Genomic DNA, 22132 nt, shown 5'->3' with positions numbered 1-22132 from the left:
CTTTTCTCACCATCACTTTAGCTTTGATGTATGCGCCAGTCAAAATTTCCTGATGAAATCAAATGTTGATTTCAAGAAAAAAGTTTCCTATAGGAGACATGCCATCGCATACAGTGATGAAATCCCTAATTCAGACCTTGTTTTCGGAGGGAAAACAATGAGCACTTACGATCTAGTGGTCATCGGCGGCGGACCCGGCGGGTATGTGGCGGCAATTCGTGCCGCACAGTTGGGAATGAAGGTCGCCTGCGTTGAAGGTCGGGGCGCATTGGGCGGCACTTGCCTTAACGTTGGATGTATTCCCTCCAAAGCGTTGCTGACCTCTTCGGCCAAATATGCCGAACTCTCGCATATCTCCTCCCACGGTATTGCGGTCGAGGAGGTCAGTATTGATTTGCGGGTGCTTATGGGGCGCAAAGATAAGATTGTTGACGATCTAACCAAGGGGATCGCTTTTCTTTTCAAGAAGAACGGAGTCGACCTGATTGAGGGGTGGGCCTCGATTCCGGCGCCGGGACAGGTATCCGTCGGAGGAAACATCTTCCACGCAGATAGAATTCTAATAGCAACCGGATCAGAGCCGACGCCGTTGCCGGGAATCGAAATCGACGAGCAGGATATTCTCAGTTCGACCGGGGCGTTAGCGCTCGAAGAAATTCCAGATCACCTAGTCGTTGTCGGGGCGGGTGTCATTGGGTTGGAGTTGGGGCAGGTCTGGGCGCGTCTGGGTGCCAAAGTCACTGTTGTCGAATACCTGGATCGGGTTTTGCCAGGTGTCGATAGTGAAATTGCAAAGTTGGCACAAAGAGCGTTAAGCAAGCGCGGCCTTAAGTTTCAACTGGGTCGTGCTTTGAAGTCGGTTAAGAAGACTGGCGATTGTTTGACTTTGACCCTAGAGAGGGTTGGTAAGGACAAGCAGGAAGAGCTGGTAGCAGACAAGGTTCTGATCGCGGTTGGCCGCCGTCCCGTAACGCGCGGATTGGGGCTGGAGGAGCTAGGCGTTGTAACAAACGCGCGTGGCTACATTGAGGTCAACAATGCGTTTGAAGCCTCGGTTCCTGGACTTTATGCCATTGGCGATTGTGTGCCTGGACCGATGCTGGCCCATAAGGCGGAAGAAGACGGCGTTGCTTGCGTTGAAATGATGGCGCGGCAGGAAGCGCATGTGGACTACAATAAGGTTCCCGGAGTGGTTTATACCGATCCCGAAGTCGCATCCGTTGGCCAGACCGAAGAAGCACTGAAAGAAGCTGGTACAGAATACAGTGTTGGCAAATTCGTATTCATGGCCAATTCTCGCGCGCGTTCAACGGGTGAAACGGACGGAGCAGTCAAGATCTTGGCCGGACCGGATGGCAGAATTCTGGGTGCCCATATCTGTGGTGCGCACGGAGGCGACCTGATTGCCGAGCTCGTTCTAGCGATGACTAAGGGCGTGACGGTGGCCGAAGTGGCGGCAACCTGCCACGCTCATCCGGCGATGGGTGAGGCAGTTAAGGAAGCATGCCTTGACGCCATGGGCCGCGCCATCCACGCGTGAGGACCTGATCGATGAATGTTCCCCGTTTGCGCCATCCCGAGAAAGCCAGAAAGGTTGACAGCGCGATTCCGCGCAAACCGGAGTGGATTCGCAAGAAAAAGATCGAAGGCAGCGAGTACTATAAAACCCGCCGCCTGATGCGGGATCATGAACTGGCAACAGTTTGCGAAGAGGCTGCTTGCCCCAATATCGGCGAATGCTGGTCCAAACGGCACGCAACTATGATGATTATGGGCGAGGTCTGCACACGCGGATGTTCGTTCTGCAACGTATCTACTGGCCGTCCCGACGCGCTGGACGCCTTTGAACCCGGTCGTGTTGCGGCGGCGGTCAAGAAGCTGGGCCTGCGCCACGTCGTCATCACTTCGGTCGATCGCGACGATCTGGCCGATGGTGGGGCCGAGCATATTGCCCAGACCATTCGGGCGGTACGCCACCAGAACCCGGGCACCACAGTCGAAGTTCTGACCCCCGATTTTCTGGGCAAGGGCGACGCCGCCAAGGCAGTTTTTGACGCCGCGCCGGACGTGTTCAACCATAATCTGGAAACCGTGCCGCACCTATATCCGACCGTCCGTCCCGGCGCGCGGTATTACACGTCGCTGCGGTTGCTGGATGACGCCAAGCGTGCCAAACCCGAAATATTCACTAAATCCGGCCTGATGGTGGGCTTGGGAGAAACGCTCGCGGATGTGCGTCAGGTCATGGATGACCTGCGGGTTGCGCAGGTCGATTTCCTGACCATTGGTCAATATCTGCAACCAACTCCGAAACACCATCCAATTGACCGGTTCTGGACACCGGACGAGTTCGCCCAACTGGAACAGATTGCCCGGTCCAAGGGCTTTTTGCACGTGTCAGCAACTCCACTGACCCGGTCGTCGTTCCACGCGGACGAAGATTTCGCTGCTCTCCGGCAGGCCCGTCAGCGGGCCATCGCCAAAGGGGCATAAACCAAACGCAAATGGGAGGGAAACCATGGAAGCGTTAAATTCAATCGTAGGGGCCATCAATGGCGTCGTGTGGGGGCCGCTGATGCTGGTTCTCATCCTTGGCGTCGGCTTCTTCTTGCAGGTCGGTCTGAAGTTCATGCCGATCCTGCGCATTGGCACGGGCTTCAGCCTGCTGTTCAAAGGCCGTGAAGGGCAGGGCGAAGGCCAGATCAGCCCCTTCAACGCGCTGATGACGTCGCTGTCGGCAACCATCGGTACCGGTAACATCGCCGGTGTGGCCACTGCTGTCTTCCTGGGCGGTCCGGGCGCCTTGTTCTGGATGTGGATGACCGCCCTGGTGGGCATGGCCACCAAATATGCCGAGGCTGTCTGCGCGGTGAAATACCGCGAGAAAGACGAACTGGGCAACTATGTTGGCGGCCCGATGTACTACATCAAAAACGGTCTTGGCGCGAAATGGGCCTGGCTGGGCGTTGCATTTGCCCTGTTCGGCGCGATTGCTGCCTTCGGCATCGGCAACGGCGTGCAGGCAAACGGTGTGGCTCAGGTTCTGGAATCGAACTTTGGCCTGAACACCTCGGTCACGGGTGTTGTTCTGATGGTTCTGACCGCAGCTGTTATCCTGGGCGGCATCACCCGCATCGGCGCGGTTGCCGGTAAACTGGTTCCGTTCATGGCAATTGCCTACATCGCTGCCGGCCTGCTGGTTCTGCTGATCAACATCGGCAACATCGGTTCCGCCCTGTCGCTGGTCTTTACCTACGCCTTCACCCCGTCGGCCGCCGAAGGCGGATTTGCCGGTGCGGCTGTGTGGATGGCAATTCGCTTTGGCGTGGCACGTGGTGTGTTCTCGAACGAAGCCGGTCTGGGTTCGGCACCGATTGCACACGCGGCAGCCGAGACCAAAGGCCCGGTCAATCAGGGTCTGATTGCGATGCTGGGTACGTTCATCGACACGATCATCGTGTGCTCGATTACCGGTCTGGCGATCATCTCGTCTGGTGCGTGGACATCGGGTGAATCCGGTGCGGCGCTGACCTCGCTAGCGTTTGAGTCCACATTGCCGGGTATCGGTGGTTCGATCATCGCCATCGCTCTGTCGATCTTTGCCTTCACCACCATCCTTGGCTGGTCTTTCTACGGCGAGAAATGCGTTGAGTTCCTGCTGGGCGTGAAATCCCTGCTTCCCTACCGCATCCTTTGGATCATTGCGATCTACTTCGGCGCAACTGCGGATCTGGGCTTCATCTGGCTGCTGGCCGATACGCTGAACGCCATGATGGCCATTCCGAACCTGATCGCCCTGGCCCTGCTGAGCCCGATCGTCTTCAAGTTGACGAAAGAGTTCTTTGCCAGCGGCGGCAAATCGGAAGAACCCGGCGGAACACCTGCCGAATAACTGTCGGCAGGGGGCCGTGGTGGCCCCCTGCCTCCTTAAAGCGAATTCCTACTATCGAGGAGATGACCGATGGCCACAAAGATACTGCTGCCGATTGATCACACCGATGAACGGTCGTGGAAAAAGGCACTGCCGCTAGCCCTGGAACAGGCGAAATTTTATGGTGCCGAACTGCATGCTGTTTCGGTCGTTCCCGAGATTATCAAGTTGCCTAACCTTCCGGAAAATTATGGTCACGGCGCTAAAGAGCACGTGAGAAAAGCTGTGCAGGCCGTACTGGCTAGTGGTAGCGCTGTCGACGTGACAGTTCATATTGAGGAAGGCAGCGTGTATCGTGAAATCCTCAAGCTTGCCCACAAGGGTGCGTTTGATCTTATCGTGATGGCTTCGGCAGAGGGTGATTTTCCAAACTTCGAGATCGGGCCAAACCTTGCCCGCGTTGTTCGAAACGCTCATTGTTCGGTCATGGTCGTTCGCGGCTGAACCGGATCAGATATTGAAAGGCTTTTGTTATGACCGACGCGCCCAAACGCACCCCGCTTTACGATCTGCACGTGGAACTAGGCGGCAAGATGGTCGACTTTGCCGGCTGGGAAATGCCGGTCCAATATCCCATGGGAATTATGGGTGAGCACAAGCAATGCCGAGAAAAGGCAGCAGTTTTTGACGTTTCTCACATGGGTCAAGTGATCCTTAGGGGCGAAAATGTGGGCGAAAAGCTCGAAACATTGTGCCCTCAGGCTTTTGCGACACTGAAAGAAGGCAAGGCACGTTACGGTTTTTTTACCACCCAGGATGGCGGCATCATGGACGACTTGATCGTGTCGAACGCAGGTGATCACTACTTTGTCGTTGTGAACGCCGCGTTGCGCCACCAAGATATCCCGCATATGGCGGCAAATCTGGAAGGTGTAGAAGTAACCGAACTATTCGACCGTGCGCTAGTCGCAGTGCAAGGTCCGAAGGCCGAAGATGTGGTGGGTGCACTCTGCTCCGCTGCCCGTGACCTGAAGTTCATGGAGACAACGCTCGGAGAGATCAACGGCGTCGAATGCCGCATTTCTCGTTTGGGGTACACCGGTGAAGATGGCTATGAAATCTCGATCCCCGAAGACAAGGCCATCGAAATCACCAAAGCTTTTCTTGCACATGAAGATTGCGAACCGGCTGGCCTTGGAGCACGAGATAGCCTTCGACTAGAAGCCGGGCTTTGTCTTTACGGCAACGATATCGACCAATCGACCTCGCCGATTGAAGCGTCGCTGAGCTGGGCAATCCAGAAACGTCGCAAGGAAGAGGGTGGCTTTCCGGGAGCTGCGCGCATTCAAAAGGAACTGGCCGAAGGCGCCACGCGCAAGCTGGTCGGGATCAAACCGGAAGGGCGAGCGCCAGCACGCCAGGGCGTGGAAATCCAATGTGCCGAGGGCAACCCCATCGGACAGATCACCTCGGGCGGATTTGGCCCAACTGTGGGCGGCCCGGTCGCAATGGGTTATGTCTCGGCGGGTCATGGTGAACCAGGTGAGAAAGTGAACCTCATCATTCGTGGCAAAGCGCAAACTGCGGAAATCGTGGCATTGCCTTTCGTCACACAGAACTACAAGCGTTAAGCCAGGAGAGAAAGCAATGGCAACCTATTACTCGGAAGAGCATGAATGGATCACGGTCGAGGGCGACGTCGCCACTCTGGGCATTACACAACACGCCGCGGATCAATTGGGAGAAGTAGTTTTCGTTGAACAGCGTGACGTTGGAGAAGAGTTCGAGAAGGGCGGCGAAATCGGCGTAATCGAGTCCGTCAAAGCCGCATCGGAGCTCTACGCTCCGGTAGATGGTGAAATCGTAGAGGTAAATGAAGTATTTGCCGACAATCCCGGCGCGCTCAACGAAAGCCCCGAAGCCGACGCGTGGATCTACAAGATCAAGGTAACAGATGCTTCACAGCTCGAAGACCTGATGGATATTGACGCATATAAAGCGTTGATCGGTTGATCGCCGCGACATTTCCAAGATTTCCCGGCGGCTGGATCTGCCGGGTTCAAGTTTCGCAACAGGAGTGCTGAAATGGCCTTCAAACTGACCGATTACGAAGCATATGACTTTGCCAATCGCCGTCATATCGGACCATCCCCACGTGAGATGGCCGACATGCTCAAGGTGATTGGCTTCAAGACGCTGGATCAACTGATCGACGCCACGGTGCCCCCGGCAATTCGCATGAAAGAGCCGCTGGATTGGGGTCCGGCAATGACCGAGCGCGATGCACTGTTTCACATGCGCGAAGTAGCGTCCAAGAATAAGGTTCTGACGTCTTTGATCGGGCAAGGCTACTATGGCACCACGACACCGGCGCCGATCCTGCGAAATATTCTGGAAAACCCGGCGTGGTATACGTCCTACTCGCCCTATCAGGCAGAAATCTCGCAAGGTCGTCTTGAGGCGTTGCTGAACTACCAAACCATGGTCAGCGACTTGACTGGGTTGGATATCGCGAATGCATCCCTGCTGGACGAGGCGACCGCCGCAGCCGAGGCTATGACGATGGCCAAGCGAGGTGGGCGATCCAAGGCCAACAATGCGGCGTTCTTTGTTGACAAGAATTGCCACCCGCAGACCATCGCGGTAATCAAGACTCGCGCGCAACCGTTGGGCATCGACGTCCAGGTGGCTGATCCCGATGATCTGGATCCGGGTGCCGTATTTGGAGCGATCTTCCAGTATCCCGGTACCTATGGTCACGTGCGTGATTTCACGAAGGAAATCGCTGCCCTGCATGAGCACAAGGCGATTGCCATTGTTGCCGCAGACATCTTGGCTTTGGCCCTTCTGAAGTCGCCCGGCGAAATGGGGGCGGATATTGCAGTGGGATCGACCCAGCGTTTTGGCGTTCCGATGGGTTATGGCGGGCCGCACGCGGCTTACATGGCGACGTCCGACGCTCTCAAGCGTTCGATGCCAGGTCGTATCATTGGCGTTTCGGTCGATGCTCGCGGCAACAAGGCCTACCGTCTTGCACTTCAGGCCCGCGAGCAGCATATTCGCCGCGAAAAAGCAAACTCCAACGTATGCACCGCTCAGGCCCTGCTTGCCGTCATCGCTTCGATGTATGCGGTCTATCATGGCCCGGATGGCATCAAGGCGATTGCCCAATCGGTGCACCGCAAGACGTCGCGTTTGGCCGCCGGGTTGGAAGAGCATGGCTTTCAAGTCGAACCGGAGGTATTCTTCGACACCATCACTGTCGAGGTTGGTCACCTGCAGAAGGTTGTTATGGAGTCTGCAGTTGCCCGTGGCATCAACTTGCGCAAGGTCGGCGAAACCAAGGTTGGCATATCGCTTGACGAGCAAACGCGCCCGGAAACCATCGAAGCCGTCTGGGGTGCATTCGGCATCGACAAGAAAGACGATAGCCAAAAGAACCGCATGTACCGCTTGCCCGACTATGCGCTGCGGGAAAGCGAGTACCTGACCCACCCGATCTTCCACCTAAACCGTGCCGAAGCGGAGATCACGCGTTATATGCGCCGTCTCGCTGACCGCGACTTGGCATTGGACCGTGCAATGATCCCGCTTGGATCGTGCACGATGAAGCTGAACGCGACCATCGAGATGATCCCGGTGACCTGGCCGGAATTTGGAAACCTGCACCCGTTCTGCCCAGAGGATCAGGCACAGGGCTATCACGAGATGATAGCGGATCTGAACGACAAACTGTGTCAGATCACCGGCTACGACGCCATCTCCATGCAGCCCAACTCGGGCGCGCAGGGGGAGTATGCCGGTTTGCTGACCATCCGGAACTACCACGCGGCCAAGGGACAAGGGCATCGCAACATCTGCCTGATCCCTACCTCGGCGCATGGCACTAACCCGGCGACCGCCAATATGGTCGGCTATCAAGTGGTACCGGTGAAGTCAGATGACCACGGCAACATCGACATTGCCGATTTCAAGGCAAAAGCCGAGAAACACTCCGATCATTTGGCTGCTTGCATGATCACCTATCCTTCGACGCACGGTGTGTTTGAAGAGACAGTGCAGGCGGTTTGCCAGATCGTTCACGATCATGGGGGTCAGGTCTATATCGACGGCGCGAACATGAACGCGATGGTCGGTCTGGCCCAGCCGGGTAAGATCGGCGGGGATGTAAGCCACTTGAACTTACACAAAACTTTTTGCATCCCGCACGGCGGAGGAGGCCCCGGCATGGGACCGATTGGCGTTCGGTCGCATCTGGAACCCTATCTGCCGGGACATCCTGAGTTGAACCAGGCCATTGGTCCTGTCTCGGCCGCGCCGTTCGGGTCACCGTCGATCCTGCCGGTCAGCTGGGCGTACCTGTTGCTGATGGGCGGCGAGGGTCTAACGCAAGCGACCAAGGTGGCAATCCTGAACGCTAACTACATCGCTGCCAGGCTCAAGGACGCATACAAGGTTCTCTACACTTCAGAATCGGGGCGTGTGGCGCATGAATGCATCCTCGACACACGACCGCTTGCAGAAGATGGAAACGTGACTGTGGACGACATCGCCAAGAGACTTATCGACAGCGGTTTCCACGCGCCGACAATGTCCTGGCCGGTTGCCGGAACTCTGATGGTGGAGCCGACCGAATCCGAGCCAATGGCAGAACTGGATCGTTTCTGTGATGCAATGCTGTCAATTCGACAAGAAGCGCAGGACATTATTGACGGAAAAATAGATCCCGAAAACAACCCACTAAAAAACGCGCCGCATACGGTGCGAGATCTGGTAGGCGAATGGGATCGTCCGTACACGCGGGAACAGGCATGCTTCCCAGCCGGCAGTTTTGTCGTCGACAAGTACTGGTCGCCGGTGAACAGGGTCGACAATGTCTTTGGTGACCGCCATCTGGTGTGCACCTGCCCGCCGATGTCGGATTATGAAGAAGACGCAGCTTAATCTGCTGCGCAGGCGTCCCGTCTAAGTTGCTAGGCGGGACGCATCAATAACCTGCAATGAACCGGCAAACCCGCCGCGCAACTTCCGCTAAATGGAGGGCAATGTGTTCTATTGTGCATCAAATCCCCAAACTTCGGCTCCGGTACGCGGACTCGTGGTGTCGAGTTCTCGAATGACTGCAATTGACGTTATTGTGCCAACTAGCGCGACAGAGGCTTCTGCTCAGATTGTCGTTGACCTTTTTGGAGCTGCGAACGAACTGGTAAAAGGCGCGCCATACGAGATTTCCGTGAGAAAGCTTTCGGCACAACCTGCGGAGGATGCCCGTTACTGGGCCAATCGCACAGTTATTTTTCTCGGGGATATTCATGATCGCTGGCATCTGACTTCGGACGAACGAAATCGAATACATCAGATTCTACGACTCGCAAACAGGTCAGTTTTGATTGGCGGTGCGATCTTTTTGTTATGCGACACCGGATTGCAGGAACGATATTCCGTTGCCATTCACCCCAATTTCGCCGCGGCTGCGGCTGAAGAGCAATTGGTGGAGCGTGTTCCCGGTGCACATTCTGCAACGTCCGGGTCTGTCTGTACTGCCGTTAGCAGTTTTGCTGCCCTGCGGCTGCTACTCGAGTTTGTCGGCGAGGACCACGGCCAATTCACCGCCAGCGCCTTGAGTGACTATCTGGGCTTGAGCGCTGACCCGCGCCAGCAACAAAGCAAGGTCTCGTTGTCGTTGGTGCAACGTGCGCAGGGGGATCGATTGATCGCAGGTTGTCTGGACATTATGCGTCAGCATTTGGAAGAGCCACTGAAGATAGGCGAGTTAGCGGAACAATTGGGCGTCTCCACTCGAAAACTGCAGCGGCGTTTTCTGGATCTGACAGGTTCGGGGCCGCTTACGGCCTATCGCGCCTTGCGAATCGAACGTGCCCGGCAATTGTTGGAGCACACAAGCCTCCCGCTTACAGAAATCGTTGTCGCCACCGGCTTTGGGACATGTTCCAATCTGGCACGCTGGTTTCGCCGGGAATATGGTGAAACACCTCAATCTGTGCGCCGGCGATCATTTCGGGGCAGGCGCGCTTCAAATCACTGATTGGTGTTACCGTGCAACGGTTGATTTTGCGCGGCTCGATATGCCTGAACATAACCGCGAGCGACAGCTCTGACAGCACGACCGATTTTCGCATAAGCCTCGTCCGGAAGATTGGCAAACGATACGCGCGCTGACCAGTTTGGTGCATCAAATCCACCGCCATTCAGCAATACGATAGCGTGATCTTCGGCCAGCTTGAACGCGATATCCAGCGGGTGAACATTCTGCTTGATCCACTGAACTACGTCTTCGCCGACGTACTGACGTAACCAGTACTCGAAGTCGATGATGCCGTAGTAGGCGTCATAGTTATTGCCGAAGGATACATCTATACCGAGCGACTCAGTCAGTAAGTTGAAGCGCCTATGGACGATTTCCATGCAGGCGGCCTGATAAGTCTTTTTGGTATCGACCAGTTCGCAAAGAGAAAACAGGCACATCATCACCTGCTGAGGTAATGACAACCCCGCCGTATGGTTAAGCGCCACATCTCGGCTGTCCGCCACAATACGGTCAATGAAGCGGATTTCTCTCGGATTGAGGCTGAGCGTTCTATAACGTTTGTCCAGTTTTAGTTTCGTTTCTTCCGGCAGCGCAGCCAGTTTTTCGTCCAGGATGTTGTCCTGAGCGACAGCAATCAGGCCCAAGCGCCAGCCGGTACAGCCGAAGTATTTGGAATAGGAGTAAACGCCGATTGTATTGCGGGGCAGGTGCGCGAGAACTGATTGAAAGTCATGAACAAACGTACCGTAAACATCATCTGTCAGGACGATCAGGTCCGGTCGGGTGTTGGTTACCAGATCATCCAGTTTGGCAAGAGTTTTCGAATTCATTGCAACCGAAGATGGGTTGCCTGGGTTGACCAGAAAGAAGGCCTTGATTTTTGGGTCTTTCAGCTTGTCGAGTTCGGCGTCGGAATACTGGAAGCCGTCTTCTTCGCGGGCGGATACGTGAATAGTCACAAGGTTATAGTCTTCAAGCTCCGGCATTTCGAGATAGGGTGTGAAAATCGGCGTTCCCAGAGCAATCGTGTCGCCCGGGTTCAACAGCCGGTTGTTCTTGAGCGCCTTAAAAATATAGCACATTGCGGCCGTGCCGCCTTCGACCGCAAACAAGTCGAACTTTTCGTCTGGGCGGTGGCCGGCGCACATAGACCACATCAGGTATTCATGTGCGACGACGGCGTTATGATGCAATATCCGGTCGGGAACTGGATAGTTGTCACCGATGATCGAATCCGTCAATTCGTGAACAAATGAATCCGGATCGAATCCAAAGGCAGATATTGCATGCGCAACCACCTCTGCCAGTGTGTCCGCGCCCGGCATGCTTGCATTCTCTACCAGCCATTCGCGCAGGCGGTCTGCGCATCCCTGCTGAGCAGGCATGCCGCCAATCCCTGCAGGATCATCCATCACCCGCTTCGCTTCGGTAATTGCGAATTGACCCAAAAGAAAAAAAGCCTCGCGCGGGTGCGTGGCGATCCAGTTAGGATTACCTCGACCTGCGTTCAGGAAGGCATGGCTAGAACGGCGCGAATCCTCGCTGGCCAGTTTTATTAACTCATCCTTGATTTCGAACGGGCTGAGAGCTTCAAAATCGTGCAGATTCAATTGGTCCATTGTTAAATACCTTTTAGAAACGCGCCATCGCGATGACGACGATCATACCGAAAATGGTCAAGAGCGTGTTGCCGATGGCGTAGGGCATACCATAACCCAGTGCAGGGATCCGGCTTTGGGCAGCTTCCTGAATCATGCCCAATGCAGCGGTCGTGGTTCGAACACCAGCACAGGCTCCGAACAGGATCGCCGGATGAAACCTGAAGACATAGTAACCGATATAGACGGAAAAAATCATCGGTACTGATGTAGCAACCACGCCCCAAAGCAAAAGTGCGATGCCTGCCTGACGCAGGCCATCGGCAAAGCCGGGTCCTGCCGAAATTCCCACAACGGCGATGAAAACATTCAGCCCCATGGTGTTCATCAGCCAAAGTGCAGGCGATGGAATGCGCCCGAATGTCGGATGAATAGTGCGCAGCCATCCAAGCAGCAATCCCGCCAACAACGCTCCGCCAGTTGTCGACAGGCTGATGGGCAAACCGTCAAAGACGTAGGTTAGAGTCCCGACCAGACCGCCAAGGAATATCCCCCATCCTACAAAGGCGAGATCCGTTGTTTCCACAGGTCTGTCCGCGTATCCAAGCGCCTTAACCGCAGCCTCCACGTGCCGCTTACTGCCGGTTATTGTCAGGATGTCCCCTCGATGTAACTCTGTCTTGGGCAGAATTGGCAATTCGACCATGTTCCGCGTAATCTTGGTTAGATAGACACCCCGAGCCAACGAGGATTTTCCGAGTGCTTCAAGCTTCTTACCGTGAGCGCGTCGGTTTGTTACCAGAACATCCAGCTTTTCGATCTCGAAGCGCAGCAACTCAGGTACATCTGCTTCCTGCATCGTGTTTTCCAGGTGTTTGACCAATTCAGCGCGGTGACCCGAAAAAACCACAATGTCCCCGGCCTTGAGTTCGGAAGCGGAATCTGCCTCGATAACTTTTCCATCCCTGCGCAAGCGTTCCACAAATATGCGGGTATCGGGCAGCAAGTCGTCCAAGGGCCTGCCTACAAGCGGGCTGCCTTCGGGCATCACGAACGCACGGGCCTCAATCGCGTGATAGGCGAAATGGTCACCCATGTCTTCGCTATCTTCCTGCGCACCGCCCCCCATCTGCTGCTCGTATTCCTTGCAGGCGGCGACAAGGTCGATCTTGAGCAGGCGAGGCCCCAACTTGGCAAGGATCAACGCGGAACCAATGGTTCCATAGATATAGGTCACAGCGTAAGCGATAGGAATCTGGTTGTTGTATTTGGACACATCCTCGCTCGGTAATCCCATTTGAGTGAGTTGTTCGGACGCAACACCAATAGCGGCCGAGATTGTCTGGCTACCTGCGTAGAACCCGGCGGCATAACCGATATCCAGTCCTGCGATTAGTGCTGCCAGAAGTGGAACCAGCAGGCATACGATCAACACGCTTAGGGCAAAAAGGATCTGTCTGAATCCATCGGATTTGAAACCGCGCATGAATTGCGGTCCGACACCATATCCAACCGCAAAAATGAATAGAATGAAGAAGGTCGATTTCAACTCAGGGGCCAACTCGATGCGTGCCTGGCCAATCACAACGGCTGCTAAGAGTGTGGCCGTTACGGTGCCGAGGCTGAAGCCCTTGATGCTTTTTGGACCAATCAGGAACCCGATCCCGATTGACAGAAAAACCGACAACTCAGGATGATCCCGAAGCGTATCCAGAAGCCATTGCATCTTGTTTTCCTCCAAAATTGGAGGCGGTCAGCTTTCCGCCTCCTGTCCTGCTGTCGGCCGGTCCGGCTTGCCATGCACTTTTTCCCGGAACCATTGCGCGATTACGTAGAGAGAGGGGATAATGAAAATTCCGACGAGCGATGCAGCGATCATACCGCCGAAAACCGGCGTCCCGACGCCCCGTCGGGCTAATTCGGAGGCGCCTTCGGCGACGACCAACGGATAGAGGCCCGCAATAAAGGCGAAGCTGGTCATCATGACTGCTCGGAAACGCGCCCTTGCGCCGTCAATGGCAGCCTCGACGATACTCATGCCGTGCTCATAACGCTCCATAGCAAACTCGACGATCAAGATCGCGTTCTTTGCCGCCAAAGCGATCAGAACGACCAGACCGATCTGTGCATATAGGTTGTTTTCCAGCTCAAGCAGCAACAGCGCTCCCATCGCCCCACACATGGCGAAGGTCACCGACAACAGCACTGCTAGTGGGATTGTCCAGCTTTCATAGAGCGCGACGAGGAACAGATAGGCAAACAATACGGCCAGGCCCAAAACAATCTGGGTTTTGCCCGCCGCCTCGATCTGTTGTTGTGCGGTGCCGGTCCATTGATAACTATAACCCTGCGGAAGCGTCTGATTTGCCAGCTGATCCATGGCGGCAATCGCCTCGCCCATCGAATGCCCGGGTGTCGGCCCCCCGGCTATCGTAACCGAGCGGAAGTTGTTATAGCGTACCAAAAATTGTGGCCCCAGGACCAAGTCAGATGTCGCCACAGCTCGGATCGGCACCATATCGCCGTCCTTGTTACGAACGTGGATGCGAGCAATGTCATCTACATGATCACGGAATTGCTGTTCTGCTTGCAGATTGACCTGCCAAGTGCGCCCAAACAGGTTCATGTCATTCACATGATAGCCACCCAGAGTGACCTGCATTGCACGAAATACGGCATCCACGTCCACTCCGAGAGTCTGAAGTTTTTTCCGGTCAAGGTCGAGATGCAGCTGCGGAGTTTGAGCCGAGAATGTTGTATAGACACCGGTCAGGCGCGGGTTTTCGTTGGCGGCGGTGATTAGTCCTTTGGTTGTCGCGCCAAGGTCCAGAACATCGCTGCCTTGTAGATCAAGCAACTGGAACTCGAACCCTGCGCCTGTTCCAAGACCGATGATCGGGGGCAGGTTGAACGGTACAGCAATCCCATCCTCCAGCCCTGCGAACCGGGCACGTACATATCTCAATGATGAACGAACAGATAGCGAAGGGTCGGTTCGTTCTTCGAATGGTTTCATGATGGCAATCGCAAAGCCGCCATTGGATTTGTTCAGCCCGTCGACAAAACTGTATCCTGTTACGGTCATCACGTCCTGTACGCCGGGTGCGCTTTTGAGGATGCTATAAACCTGGTTCATCACCTCGTTCGTGCGATTGACTGAGGCACCTTCAGGCAGAACAACTTCGGTGAAATACGCGCCTTGGTCTTCAACTGGCAGAAAACCGGACGGAGTGATTTTGAACAAAGCCCCGGTACCAAAGATCGCCAAACCGAGAAACAGGATCGCAAGTCCTGCGCGTCGGGCCAGGCGCGTCACGACGAAAGCATACCCATCCCTCGCGTTGTCGATGCGACGGGACAGCCACGCCAACGGACCGCGGCCGGACCCGGAATGGCGTTTCAGCAGCAACGTGCACAAGGCCGGGCTAAGTGTCAGGGCGTTTAGAGCCGAGATCAGCATTGAGAACGAGACCGCGACAGCGAATTGCTGAAACATCGACCCCGTGATGCCCGGAACGAAGGCAACGGGAACAAATACCGAAAGTAATACAAACGTAATGGCGAGGATCGGCGCGGTGATCTGGTTCATCGCTTCACCGGTTGCTTCGGACACCGAAAGATCGGGGCGTTCGGCCATCACCTTTTCAACGTTTTCGATCACGACAATCGCGTCGTCTACAACGATTCCGATCGCCAATACCAGTGCCAGCAAAGACACGGTGTTCAGGCTGAACCCCAGCGCCAGCATGAAGCTAAGCGCACCAATCAGGGATACTGGTACCGCGATCAATGGGATCAGTGCCATTCGGAAACTGCCAAGGAACAGGAATACGACGATGACCACAAGTACAAAGGCTTCGAGAAGTGTTTTGATCACTTCTTCGATGCTGGCTTTGACGAAACTCACCGAACTATACGGTGCGCTCCACTTCACACCTTCGGGAAAGGCATTTGACAAGCTTTTCAGCGCCGCCTCGACCGCTTCAGAGGTGTTCAACGCGTTTGCTCCCGGCGCGAGATAGACGCCGATCATCGCTGTCGGACCCCCATCGAAATGGGCTACCGAATCCTGCGATTGCGCGCCTAGTTGCACGCGCGCGATGTCACCAATCAGGATAAACGATCCATCCGTTTGGGAGCGTACGACTATTTCTTCAAACTCTTCGGCAGACGTTAAACGGCCCTGCGTTTGGATATTGAGCTGAAATACCGGATCATCGGTCATCGGTTGTGCGCCTACACGCCCTACGGCGGCCTGCGTATTCTGCGCCTGTACCGCATTGATCACATCATCGACAGTCAATTGCAGACTCGTCATCTTGTCGACGTCCAGCCAAATGCGCATAGAATAGTTCTGCGCACCAAAGATCACCGCGTCGCCGACCCCGGTTGAACGCTTGATGCTGTCCAGAACGTTGATTGTAGCGAAGTTCGACAAAAATAGAGCATCGTGCTCTGGGTTGTCCGACGTAATCGCGATCACTTCCAGAAGCGCGGTCGATTTTTTCTTGGTGCTGACCCCGGCCCGTGTAACCTCTTCGGGCAAGGACGACAAGGCCAGGCTCACGCGGTTCTGCACGTTGACCGCATTGATGTCGGGGTCGGTGCCCGGCTCAAACGTCACCTGTAGGCTATAGCTTCCATCCGAGCCACTGGTGGACTTCATGTAAAGCATGTCGCTAACGCCCACGACCTGCTCTTCGATGATTTGCGCGACCGTGGCTTCAACCACGTCGGCCCCTGCGCCGGGATAGACCGTCGACACCTGCACTTGTGGCGGCACGATGTCGGGCAACTGTTCAACCGGCAACTGCGTGAGGGAAATCAGACCGGCCAGCGTAATGATAACGGAAATGACGAGGGCGAAGCGCGGCCTGTGAATAAAAAGCTGCGAGATCATCGTCTCAATCCTTGCCGTTGCCCACATCTTCGGATTGAACGACTTCAACCTCGAGACCCGGACGGGCACGTTGAAGCCCCACAGTGATTACCTGATCGCCTGCTTTCAAGCCCTTGGAAATCACCGCGCTGGTACCGGTGACGCGGTCGAGTTCTACGTTTTGCCGAACTACTTTGTTGTCGCTTCCGACCGTCAGAACAAAATACCCGGATTGGTCCTTTTGCAGCGCCGTAGCGGGAATTACGAGTGACTTTTCTTGGGAATGATCCACAACAGTCACAAGCACCAATTGGTTGTCGATCAACTGCCCGTCGGGATTCGGAAACTCCGCCCGGATCATAACGGTATCTGTGCCGGTTTGGACCTGTGTGTCGACGACTTTGATTTTACCGGTTTCCTTGAAAACGTCCCCACTTGCCAACGTGACTTTCACCGTCAAAGGTCGCGTATTGTTTTCTTGGGCGCGTTGTTTTCTGAAATCGATCAGCGCGGCTTCAGAGACAGGAAACTCGACATAAATAGGATCAATACTGGACAGCGACACCAACGTTCCACTTTCGGGTGCAACATAGGCGCCAACCGAAATGTCCGTCAGGCCGACGCGGCCGTCAAATGGAGCTGTGATCTTGGTGTAAGAAAAGTTGAGTTGTGCCGCCTGCAAGCTGCCCTTTAGTTGTAGTAGCTGTCCATCCACCTTGCCTTGGTCCGCTTGGGCCTTTTGTACGATGTTTTCGGCCACGTCTCCTTTGTCGAGCAGTTTTTGCTGCCGGTCCAGTTCAATATCAGCCAGCGTTTTCTCCGCCTCGGCTGATTTTATCTGGCCTTGAATTTGCGTGATCTGGGCCTGGTATTCGTCCGGTTCAATTTGAACCAGAACCTCTCCTTTGGCGACCCTGCTGCCATCCTTAAAGTCTATCGATTGAATGAATCCAGGTACCCGTGAGATGAGGTTGACATGGTTAATGGCCTGCACACGACCGGTAAACGACTTTGTGCTGGCGACCGCTTCCAATACGGCCTGGGTTACCGTCACTTTCGGCGTAACTTCAGTCTGCGTCTGCGTTTGTGCCAAAGCGATCGTGGCTGCAGCGGCAGAGTAGAGGAGACCTGTGAATGTTCGTCGGATCAGTCGCATCGTCACCATCTTTTGCCAAAAAGGATCAGAAAATCAGTGAATTGCTGAACGATATACAACGAAGACATTTTGTCTAGGAAAAGCTGAGCTGGTTTCAGGCAGACTGGCGCACCTAGCGGCTGATGCTGGCTCTTCGCGTTGTCGGCATTCCAACACCTGCAGGATGTCGCTGCCTTATCGCCCAGTTTCCAGGAAGAGTATGAACCGAGCTTCAACGTGGATGAAGTAATCTTCAAGCTCCATTGCTTTAAAGACAAGAGGGTCTTGTTTGCCATTCGTTTCCGCAAATTTTCTGGCTGCTATGGCGAGATCTTCCATCTTGCCACACAGTCCAATAAGTTGCCTGAGTGCTGCGATGTTCGACGCGCCAGACAAAAGCACACTATCCAGGTTTTCAGCAATATCTTGCTTGGCTCCTGACAGGGTTCGCATGATTTGTGCCAACTCGGGGCTCGTTGCTCCGTCAGCACCCCGAGTCGTTGTCGAAACGACTTTCAATTTGTCCAACAAGTTACTGTTTGGCATCAAGCGCTTACTTAGATCTAAAAAGAACCGGCGCCCTAGGCGCCGGAAGTCCGTCAGGGAGAACCTGAATGCAAACCTGCGTCTATATTGCGTGTTTGTCTGTGAACTTGATCACTCATCATTCTTAATTGTCTAACTGATCAGGTTTGAACGGCCGTGAATGGCATGAAGAAATGCTTATCGGCATTCAGACGGTAAACCGATGCGTCGAAGCAACGCTCAGACCCGCATGAGTTTTTGGAATCGAAAACGAGCGCGCAAATGCCAGAAACGGCTTACGCGCGTCAATTTCTGCAAGCTTCGTTGTGCGGAATTTGCTTGAAAGTTCGAAAACGTTTTATCTGGCCCCGGTATAGATTGGGCCGTCATCTTCCATTTGAAAAAGCGATCTTGCAGACGCGATCGCGCTTTTGATGCTGTCGCGAAAGTACTCAGCGCGCTTGCATTGAGCATCAGCAAGAATTTCGCGAATTTCGGCTTCGGACGGGCTGTTGTAGTCAAATTCACTCATGGGTGTGCCTGTTTCTGTCGCTCGGCCTGTTGGCCGCATGCTCGTGTGCATAGATCTTTTGCTGCGTGGTGATAATGGATATTCCGGGAAATCCGGTATGAAGTTAACGCATGGCTGTTGGGCTGAGTTGGCAAGCGATGGATGGGCACTAGACCAATTGCTGCGACAGAACAAAGGTGCAGCATTCATCGGTCAGTTCCTTAAAACGCGTTCTCTCTCTCTGATAAAGGTAGACATGGCGTTTTTCGGCCAGGTCCGAAATGGGCCGAAAAGCGATGGTTTCTGGAACAAATCGCGCGACTGTTTCCGGAAGCACGGTTACCCATTTCCCTGTTCGAACCATGGTGATCAGTGAATGGGTGTTCTGAATGGTGACGTCCGCCGTTTCAACGACATCTAAAAATCGTGGTGTTTGGATAAGTTCGCACAAAGCGTTTCGAATGAATCCTGCGGCGATGACATCGTAGATTGTGGGCACTTCGGCCCGAGTAATCAGTGGGTGGTTCGACGCGCAGACAAGCCCGAAGCGGTCCTGGAATAGCGGTGTGGCCCGAACCCCGTTGAGTGGGTGATGGCCTGAGGCGATGCCAATATCTGCCTTGCCCTCAGTCAACGCATCCAGAACTTGTTGAGTATCGGTGTCCCGCAGCTCGATTTTGAGGCCGGGGAACAGATGGGTCATATGATCAAGAACCGAAGGGAACAGCAGCGCGGCCACTGAGGGCACCGAAACTATGCGGATCAATCCGTGAACGGCGCCCGCAGCGGCCTCGATATTTTGCACCGCCTGATCGAATTGACGCACTTGTTTCAAAGCCAAATCAAAAACCTGCTCTCCCAATGGCGACAATTGGTTCTTTCTTTCACCTTCGAACAGGCGCTTGCCGAGGTGATCCTCCAACTGTTTCAGTGTCATCGAGACAGCGGATTGGGTTCTACCCAAACGATCCGCCGCCTCGACCAAATTTCCGGTTTGCGCGACCGTGCAGAAACAGCGCAGCATTTCGATTTTGAGCGACATTCTTCAAATATTCTGAAGTTTGTTAAAGTTAATTGAGTTTGACTGATATCCGGTCGTAAGTCCACACTGTTCCAAATCTGACTTTTTGAGAATTTGAGGCATGACGTGACCAAGCTGAACTTGATTGCCGGCGAATGGCTGGCAGGCGAAAGCGAAATTGACAACCGCAACCCTTCGGATCTGAGCGATTTGGTTGGCATGTTCGCGCAGGCCAGCAACGATCAGCTTGAAGCAACACTAGATCAGGCGCGCGTCGCGCAGACCGAATGGGCCGCCTATGGACTGGAGCGCAAACAGGCCGTCCTGAACGCCATAGGCAACGAGTTGATGGCCCAAGCCGAAGAGCTGGGTACATTGCTGAGCCGCGAAGAAGGCAAGCCGCTGGCCGAAGGCAAGGGCGAGGTTTACCGCGCCGGTCAGTTCTTTACGTATTACGCCGCCGAGTGTCTGCGCCAGATCGGTGAAAACGCCGATTCCGTGCGCCCCGATATCGAAGTGGATGTGCGCCGCGAAGCTGTTGGCGTAGTTGCGATCATCAGCCCGTGGAACTTCCCCACTGCAACCGCCTCGTGGAAGATTGCCCCGGCGCTGTGTTATGGCAACGCGGTGGTGTGGAAACCCGCCAACATCACCCCCGCCTCGGCCGTGGCCTTGACTGAAATCATCGAACGGCAGGATATTCCGAAAGGTCTGTTCAGCCTTGTGATGGGCTCGGGCCGTTCAGTCGGGCAACGTCTGGTGGAAAGCCCCAAGGTCAATGCGATTTCCTTCACCGGGTCGGTGCCGGTGGGCAAAGGCATCGCCGCCGCAGCAATCCAGAACCTGACCAAAGTGCAGATGGAAATGGGATCCAAAAACGCGCTGGCTGTGATGGACGACGCCGATCTGGATCTGGCGGTGACGCTGGCACTGGGTGGGGCCTTTGGCGGCACTGGTCAGAAATGCACCGCCTCGTCACGTCTGGTTGTTCACGCGGGCATCCACGATGCCTTTGTCGAAAAGCTGGTCGCTGGTGCAAAGGCGATGAAGGTGGGTCACGCGCTGGAAGCAGGCGTGCAGATGGGCCCCGTCGTCAGCCAGCAGCAGCTGAACGAAAACCTCGCCTATGTCGACCTGGGCAAATCCGAAGGGGCCGAGCTGGCCTGTGGCGGTCAGCGCCTGGAGATGCCTCATGACGGGTTCTACATGTCGCCGGGCGTGTTCCTGAACACCACCAACGACATGCGCATCAACCGCGAAGAGATGTTTGCGCCCCTGACATCCGTCATCAAGGTCAGCAGCTATGACGAAGGGCTGAGTGTGGTCAACGACACCAATTTCGGCCTGACCTCGGGCATCGTGACCAAATCGCTGGCCCGCGCCACTCATTTCCGTCGCAACGCGCGCACCGGCGTTGTGACGGTCAACCTGCCCACCGCTGGCACCGATTACCACGTGCCTTTCGGTGGCCGGGGCGACAGCTCGTACGGTCCGCGCGAACAGGGCAAGGCTGCGGCGGAGTTCTACACCACTGTCAAAACCGCCTATGTCAGCGCAGGCCCTGTCTGATGCGGATCGATGGCCTGCAATATGCCAACTGGTCAGAAAAGATCTTCCGCCAGCTACGCGAAGGCGGCGTGGACGCGATCCACGTTACCATCTCCTATCATGAGAATTTCCGCGAAACGGTTTTGAATTTCGAGAAATGGAATCGTTGGTTCGAGCAATATCCGGACCTGATCATGAAAGGCCGCTGGGCCAGCGACATCGACATCGCGCGCGAAACGGGCCGGACTGCCGTGTTTTTCGGATTTCAGAACCCGTCGCCCATCGAAGACGATATCGGGCTGGTCGAAATCCTGCACGATCTGGGCGCTCGGTTCATGCAACTGACCTATAACAACCAATCCCTGCTGGCGACGGGTTGTTATGAGGCCGAAGACACCGGCATCACCCGAATGGGCAAGCAGGTGATCAAAGAGATGAACCGCGTGGGCCTTGTGGTGGACATGAGCCATTCGGCGGACCGGTCCACAATCGAGGCGGCTGAACTCTCAGACCGACCCATCGCAATCACACATGCCAATCCGCACGAATGGTCCCCGGCCCTGCGCAACAAGCGCGACACGGTGATCCGCGCTGTAACCGAAAACGGTGGGATGTTTGGATTTTCTGTTTACCCGCATCACCTAAAGAACAAATCCGGCTGCACGTTGGAGAGTTTTTGCGAGATGATCGCCAATGCCGCGGACAAGTACGGGGTGGAACACCTTGGGATCGGAACCGATCTTTGTCAGGACCAGCCTGACAGCGTGGTCGAGTGGATGCGTGTTGGTCGGTGGACCAAGAATATCGACTATGGCGAGGGTTCGGCCAGCAACCCCGGTTTCCCTCCAATGCCAACCTGGTTCCGGGACAATCGAGATTTCGGAACTATTGAACAAGGGTTACGCGCGACCGGTTTGAGCGAAGACGAAGTGGCCGGAATCATGGGCGGGAACTGGTATCGGTTCTTTGCCGACAACTTCGTCCCAAAAGGGTAA

General features: G+C 55.1%; 17 protein-coding genes and 1 pseudogene. 10 read left to right on the top strand and 8 right to left on the bottom strand.

Translation table 11 applies throughout. The features are described from left to right. Nucleotides 1–157: 157 nt before the first annotated feature. From lpdA to AC2FMY_RS00360, 8 genes are all read left to right on the top strand, one after another. Nucleotides 158–1540, top strand: a complete 1383-nt coding sequence (gene lpdA, locus AC2FMY_RS00395; protein ID WP_496746996.1) for a dihydrolipoyl dehydrogenase — start codon at nt 158–160, stop codon at nt 1538–1540. An 11-nt stretch (nt 1541–1551) separates the two neighbouring features. Further along, nucleotides 1552–2493 carry a lipoyl synthase gene (lipA, locus tag AC2FMY_RS00390; protein ID WP_480751632.1) on the top strand — a complete coding sequence of 314 codons (942 nt, stop codon included), beginning with the start codon at nt 1552–1554 and terminating at the stop codon, nt 2491–2493. A 25-nt stretch (nt 2494–2518) separates the two neighbouring features. Further along, complete coding sequence (locus tag AC2FMY_RS00385; RefSeq protein ID WP_480751634.1) at nt 2519–3892, top strand: alanine/glycine:cation symporter family protein; 1374 nt, start codon at nt 2519–2521, stop codon at nt 3890–3892. 69 nt (nt 3893–3961) lie between these two features. Beyond that, complete coding sequence (locus tag AC2FMY_RS00380) at nt 3962–4375, top strand: universal stress protein (protein ID WP_480751636.1); 414 nt, start codon at nt 3962–3964, stop codon at nt 4373–4375. Nucleotides 4376–4404: 29 nt separating this feature from the next. After that, on the top strand, nt 4405–5502 hold the full coding sequence (gene gcvT, locus AC2FMY_RS00375) for a glycine cleavage system aminomethyltransferase GcvT (protein ID WP_480751637.1): 1098 nt from the start codon (nt 4405–4407) through the stop codon (nt 5500–5502). Between the two features lie 16 nt (nt 5503–5518). Then, nucleotides 5519–5884, top strand: coding sequence for a glycine cleavage system protein GcvH (gene gcvH, locus AC2FMY_RS00370; RefSeq protein WP_480751638.1), 366 nt, complete (start codon nt 5519–5521; stop codon nt 5882–5884). A gap of 72 nt (nt 5885–5956) precedes the next feature. Beyond that, nucleotides 5957–8815: an aminomethyl-transferring glycine dehydrogenase gene (gene gcvP / locus AC2FMY_RS00365; protein WP_480751640.1), complete on the top strand. Its 2859-nt coding sequence runs from the start codon at nt 5957–5959 to the stop codon at nt 8813–8815. Nucleotides 8816–8987: 172 nt separating this feature from the next. Further along, a complete protein-coding gene (locus tag AC2FMY_RS00360; protein ID WP_480751641.1) occupies nt 8988–9917 on the top strand; it encodes a GlxA family transcriptional regulator in 930 nt (309 codons plus the stop codon). Here AC2FMY_RS00360 and AC2FMY_RS00355 read toward each other — a convergent pair. The 8 genes and pseudogenes from AC2FMY_RS00355 to AC2FMY_RS00320 all read right to left on the bottom strand — a co-directional run. Beyond that, nucleotides 9911–11539, bottom strand: a complete 1629-nt coding sequence (locus tag AC2FMY_RS00355) for a bifunctional aspartate transaminase/aspartate 4-decarboxylase (RefSeq protein WP_496747010.1) — start codon at nt 11537–11539, stop codon at nt 9911–9913. The genes AC2FMY_RS00360 and AC2FMY_RS00355 overlap by 7 nt on opposite strands. Before the next feature lie 13 nt (nt 11540–11552). Further along, nucleotides 11553–13244 carry an aspartate-alanine antiporter gene (aspT, locus tag AC2FMY_RS00350; RefSeq protein WP_496747012.1) on the bottom strand — a complete coding sequence of 564 codons (1692 nt, stop codon included), beginning with the start codon at nt 13242–13244 and terminating at the stop codon, nt 11553–11555. Nucleotides 13245–13271: 27 nt separating this feature from the next. Beyond that, nucleotides 13272–16418: an efflux RND transporter permease subunit gene (locus AC2FMY_RS00345; RefSeq protein WP_480751646.1), complete on the bottom strand. Its 3147-nt coding sequence runs from the start codon at nt 16416–16418 to the stop codon at nt 13272–13274. A 4-nt stretch (nt 16419–16422) separates the two neighbouring features. Then, on the bottom strand, nt 16423–17553 hold the full coding sequence (locus tag AC2FMY_RS00340) for an efflux RND transporter periplasmic adaptor subunit (protein ID WP_480751647.1): 1131 nt from the start codon (nt 17551–17553) through the stop codon (nt 16423–16425). 174 nt (nt 17554–17727) lie between these two features. After that, on the bottom strand, nt 17728–17985 hold the full coding sequence (locus tag AC2FMY_RS00335) for a hypothetical protein (protein ID WP_496806842.1): 258 nt from the start codon (nt 17983–17985) through the stop codon (nt 17728–17730). A gap of 430 nt (nt 17986–18415) precedes the next feature. After that, entirely contained in the window at nt 18416–18589 is a 174-nt protein-coding gene (locus tag AC2FMY_RS00330) for a hypothetical protein (protein ID WP_496747019.1), read from the bottom strand. A 148-nt stretch (nt 18590–18737) separates the two neighbouring features. Then, nucleotides 18738–19307 carry a LysR substrate-binding domain-containing protein gene (locus AC2FMY_RS00325; protein WP_496747024.1) on the bottom strand — a complete coding sequence of 190 codons (570 nt, stop codon included), beginning with the start codon at nt 19305–19307 and terminating at the stop codon, nt 18738–18740. 174 nt (nt 19308–19481) lie between these two features. Further along, nucleotides 19482–19592 (bottom strand): annotated as a pseudogene (locus AC2FMY_RS00320) (LysR family transcriptional regulator); the annotation flags it as partial. Nucleotides 19593–19715: 123 nt separating this feature from the next. On the opposite strand from AC2FMY_RS00320, the gene AC2FMY_RS00315 reads away from it, so the two are divergent. Together AC2FMY_RS00315 and AC2FMY_RS00310 are read left to right on the top strand one after the other, a co-directional pair. Next, nucleotides 19716–21158: an aldehyde dehydrogenase family protein gene (locus AC2FMY_RS00315; protein ID WP_496747022.1), complete on the top strand. Its 1443-nt coding sequence runs from the start codon at nt 19716–19718 to the stop codon at nt 21156–21158. Further along, nucleotides 21158–22132 (top strand): membrane dipeptidase, encoded by a 975-nt coding sequence (locus tag AC2FMY_RS00310; protein ID WP_496806841.1) that lies wholly within the window; start codon nt 21158–21160, stop codon nt 22130–22132. Before AC2FMY_RS00315 ends, AC2FMY_RS00310 begins: the two co-directional genes overlap by 1 nt.

The sequence above is a fragment of the Ruegeria sp. YKSE079 genome (assembly GCF_059612845.1).
Note: the sequence above shows the minus strand (reverse complement) of the source record. Positions and strands in the feature narration are given on the sequence as shown.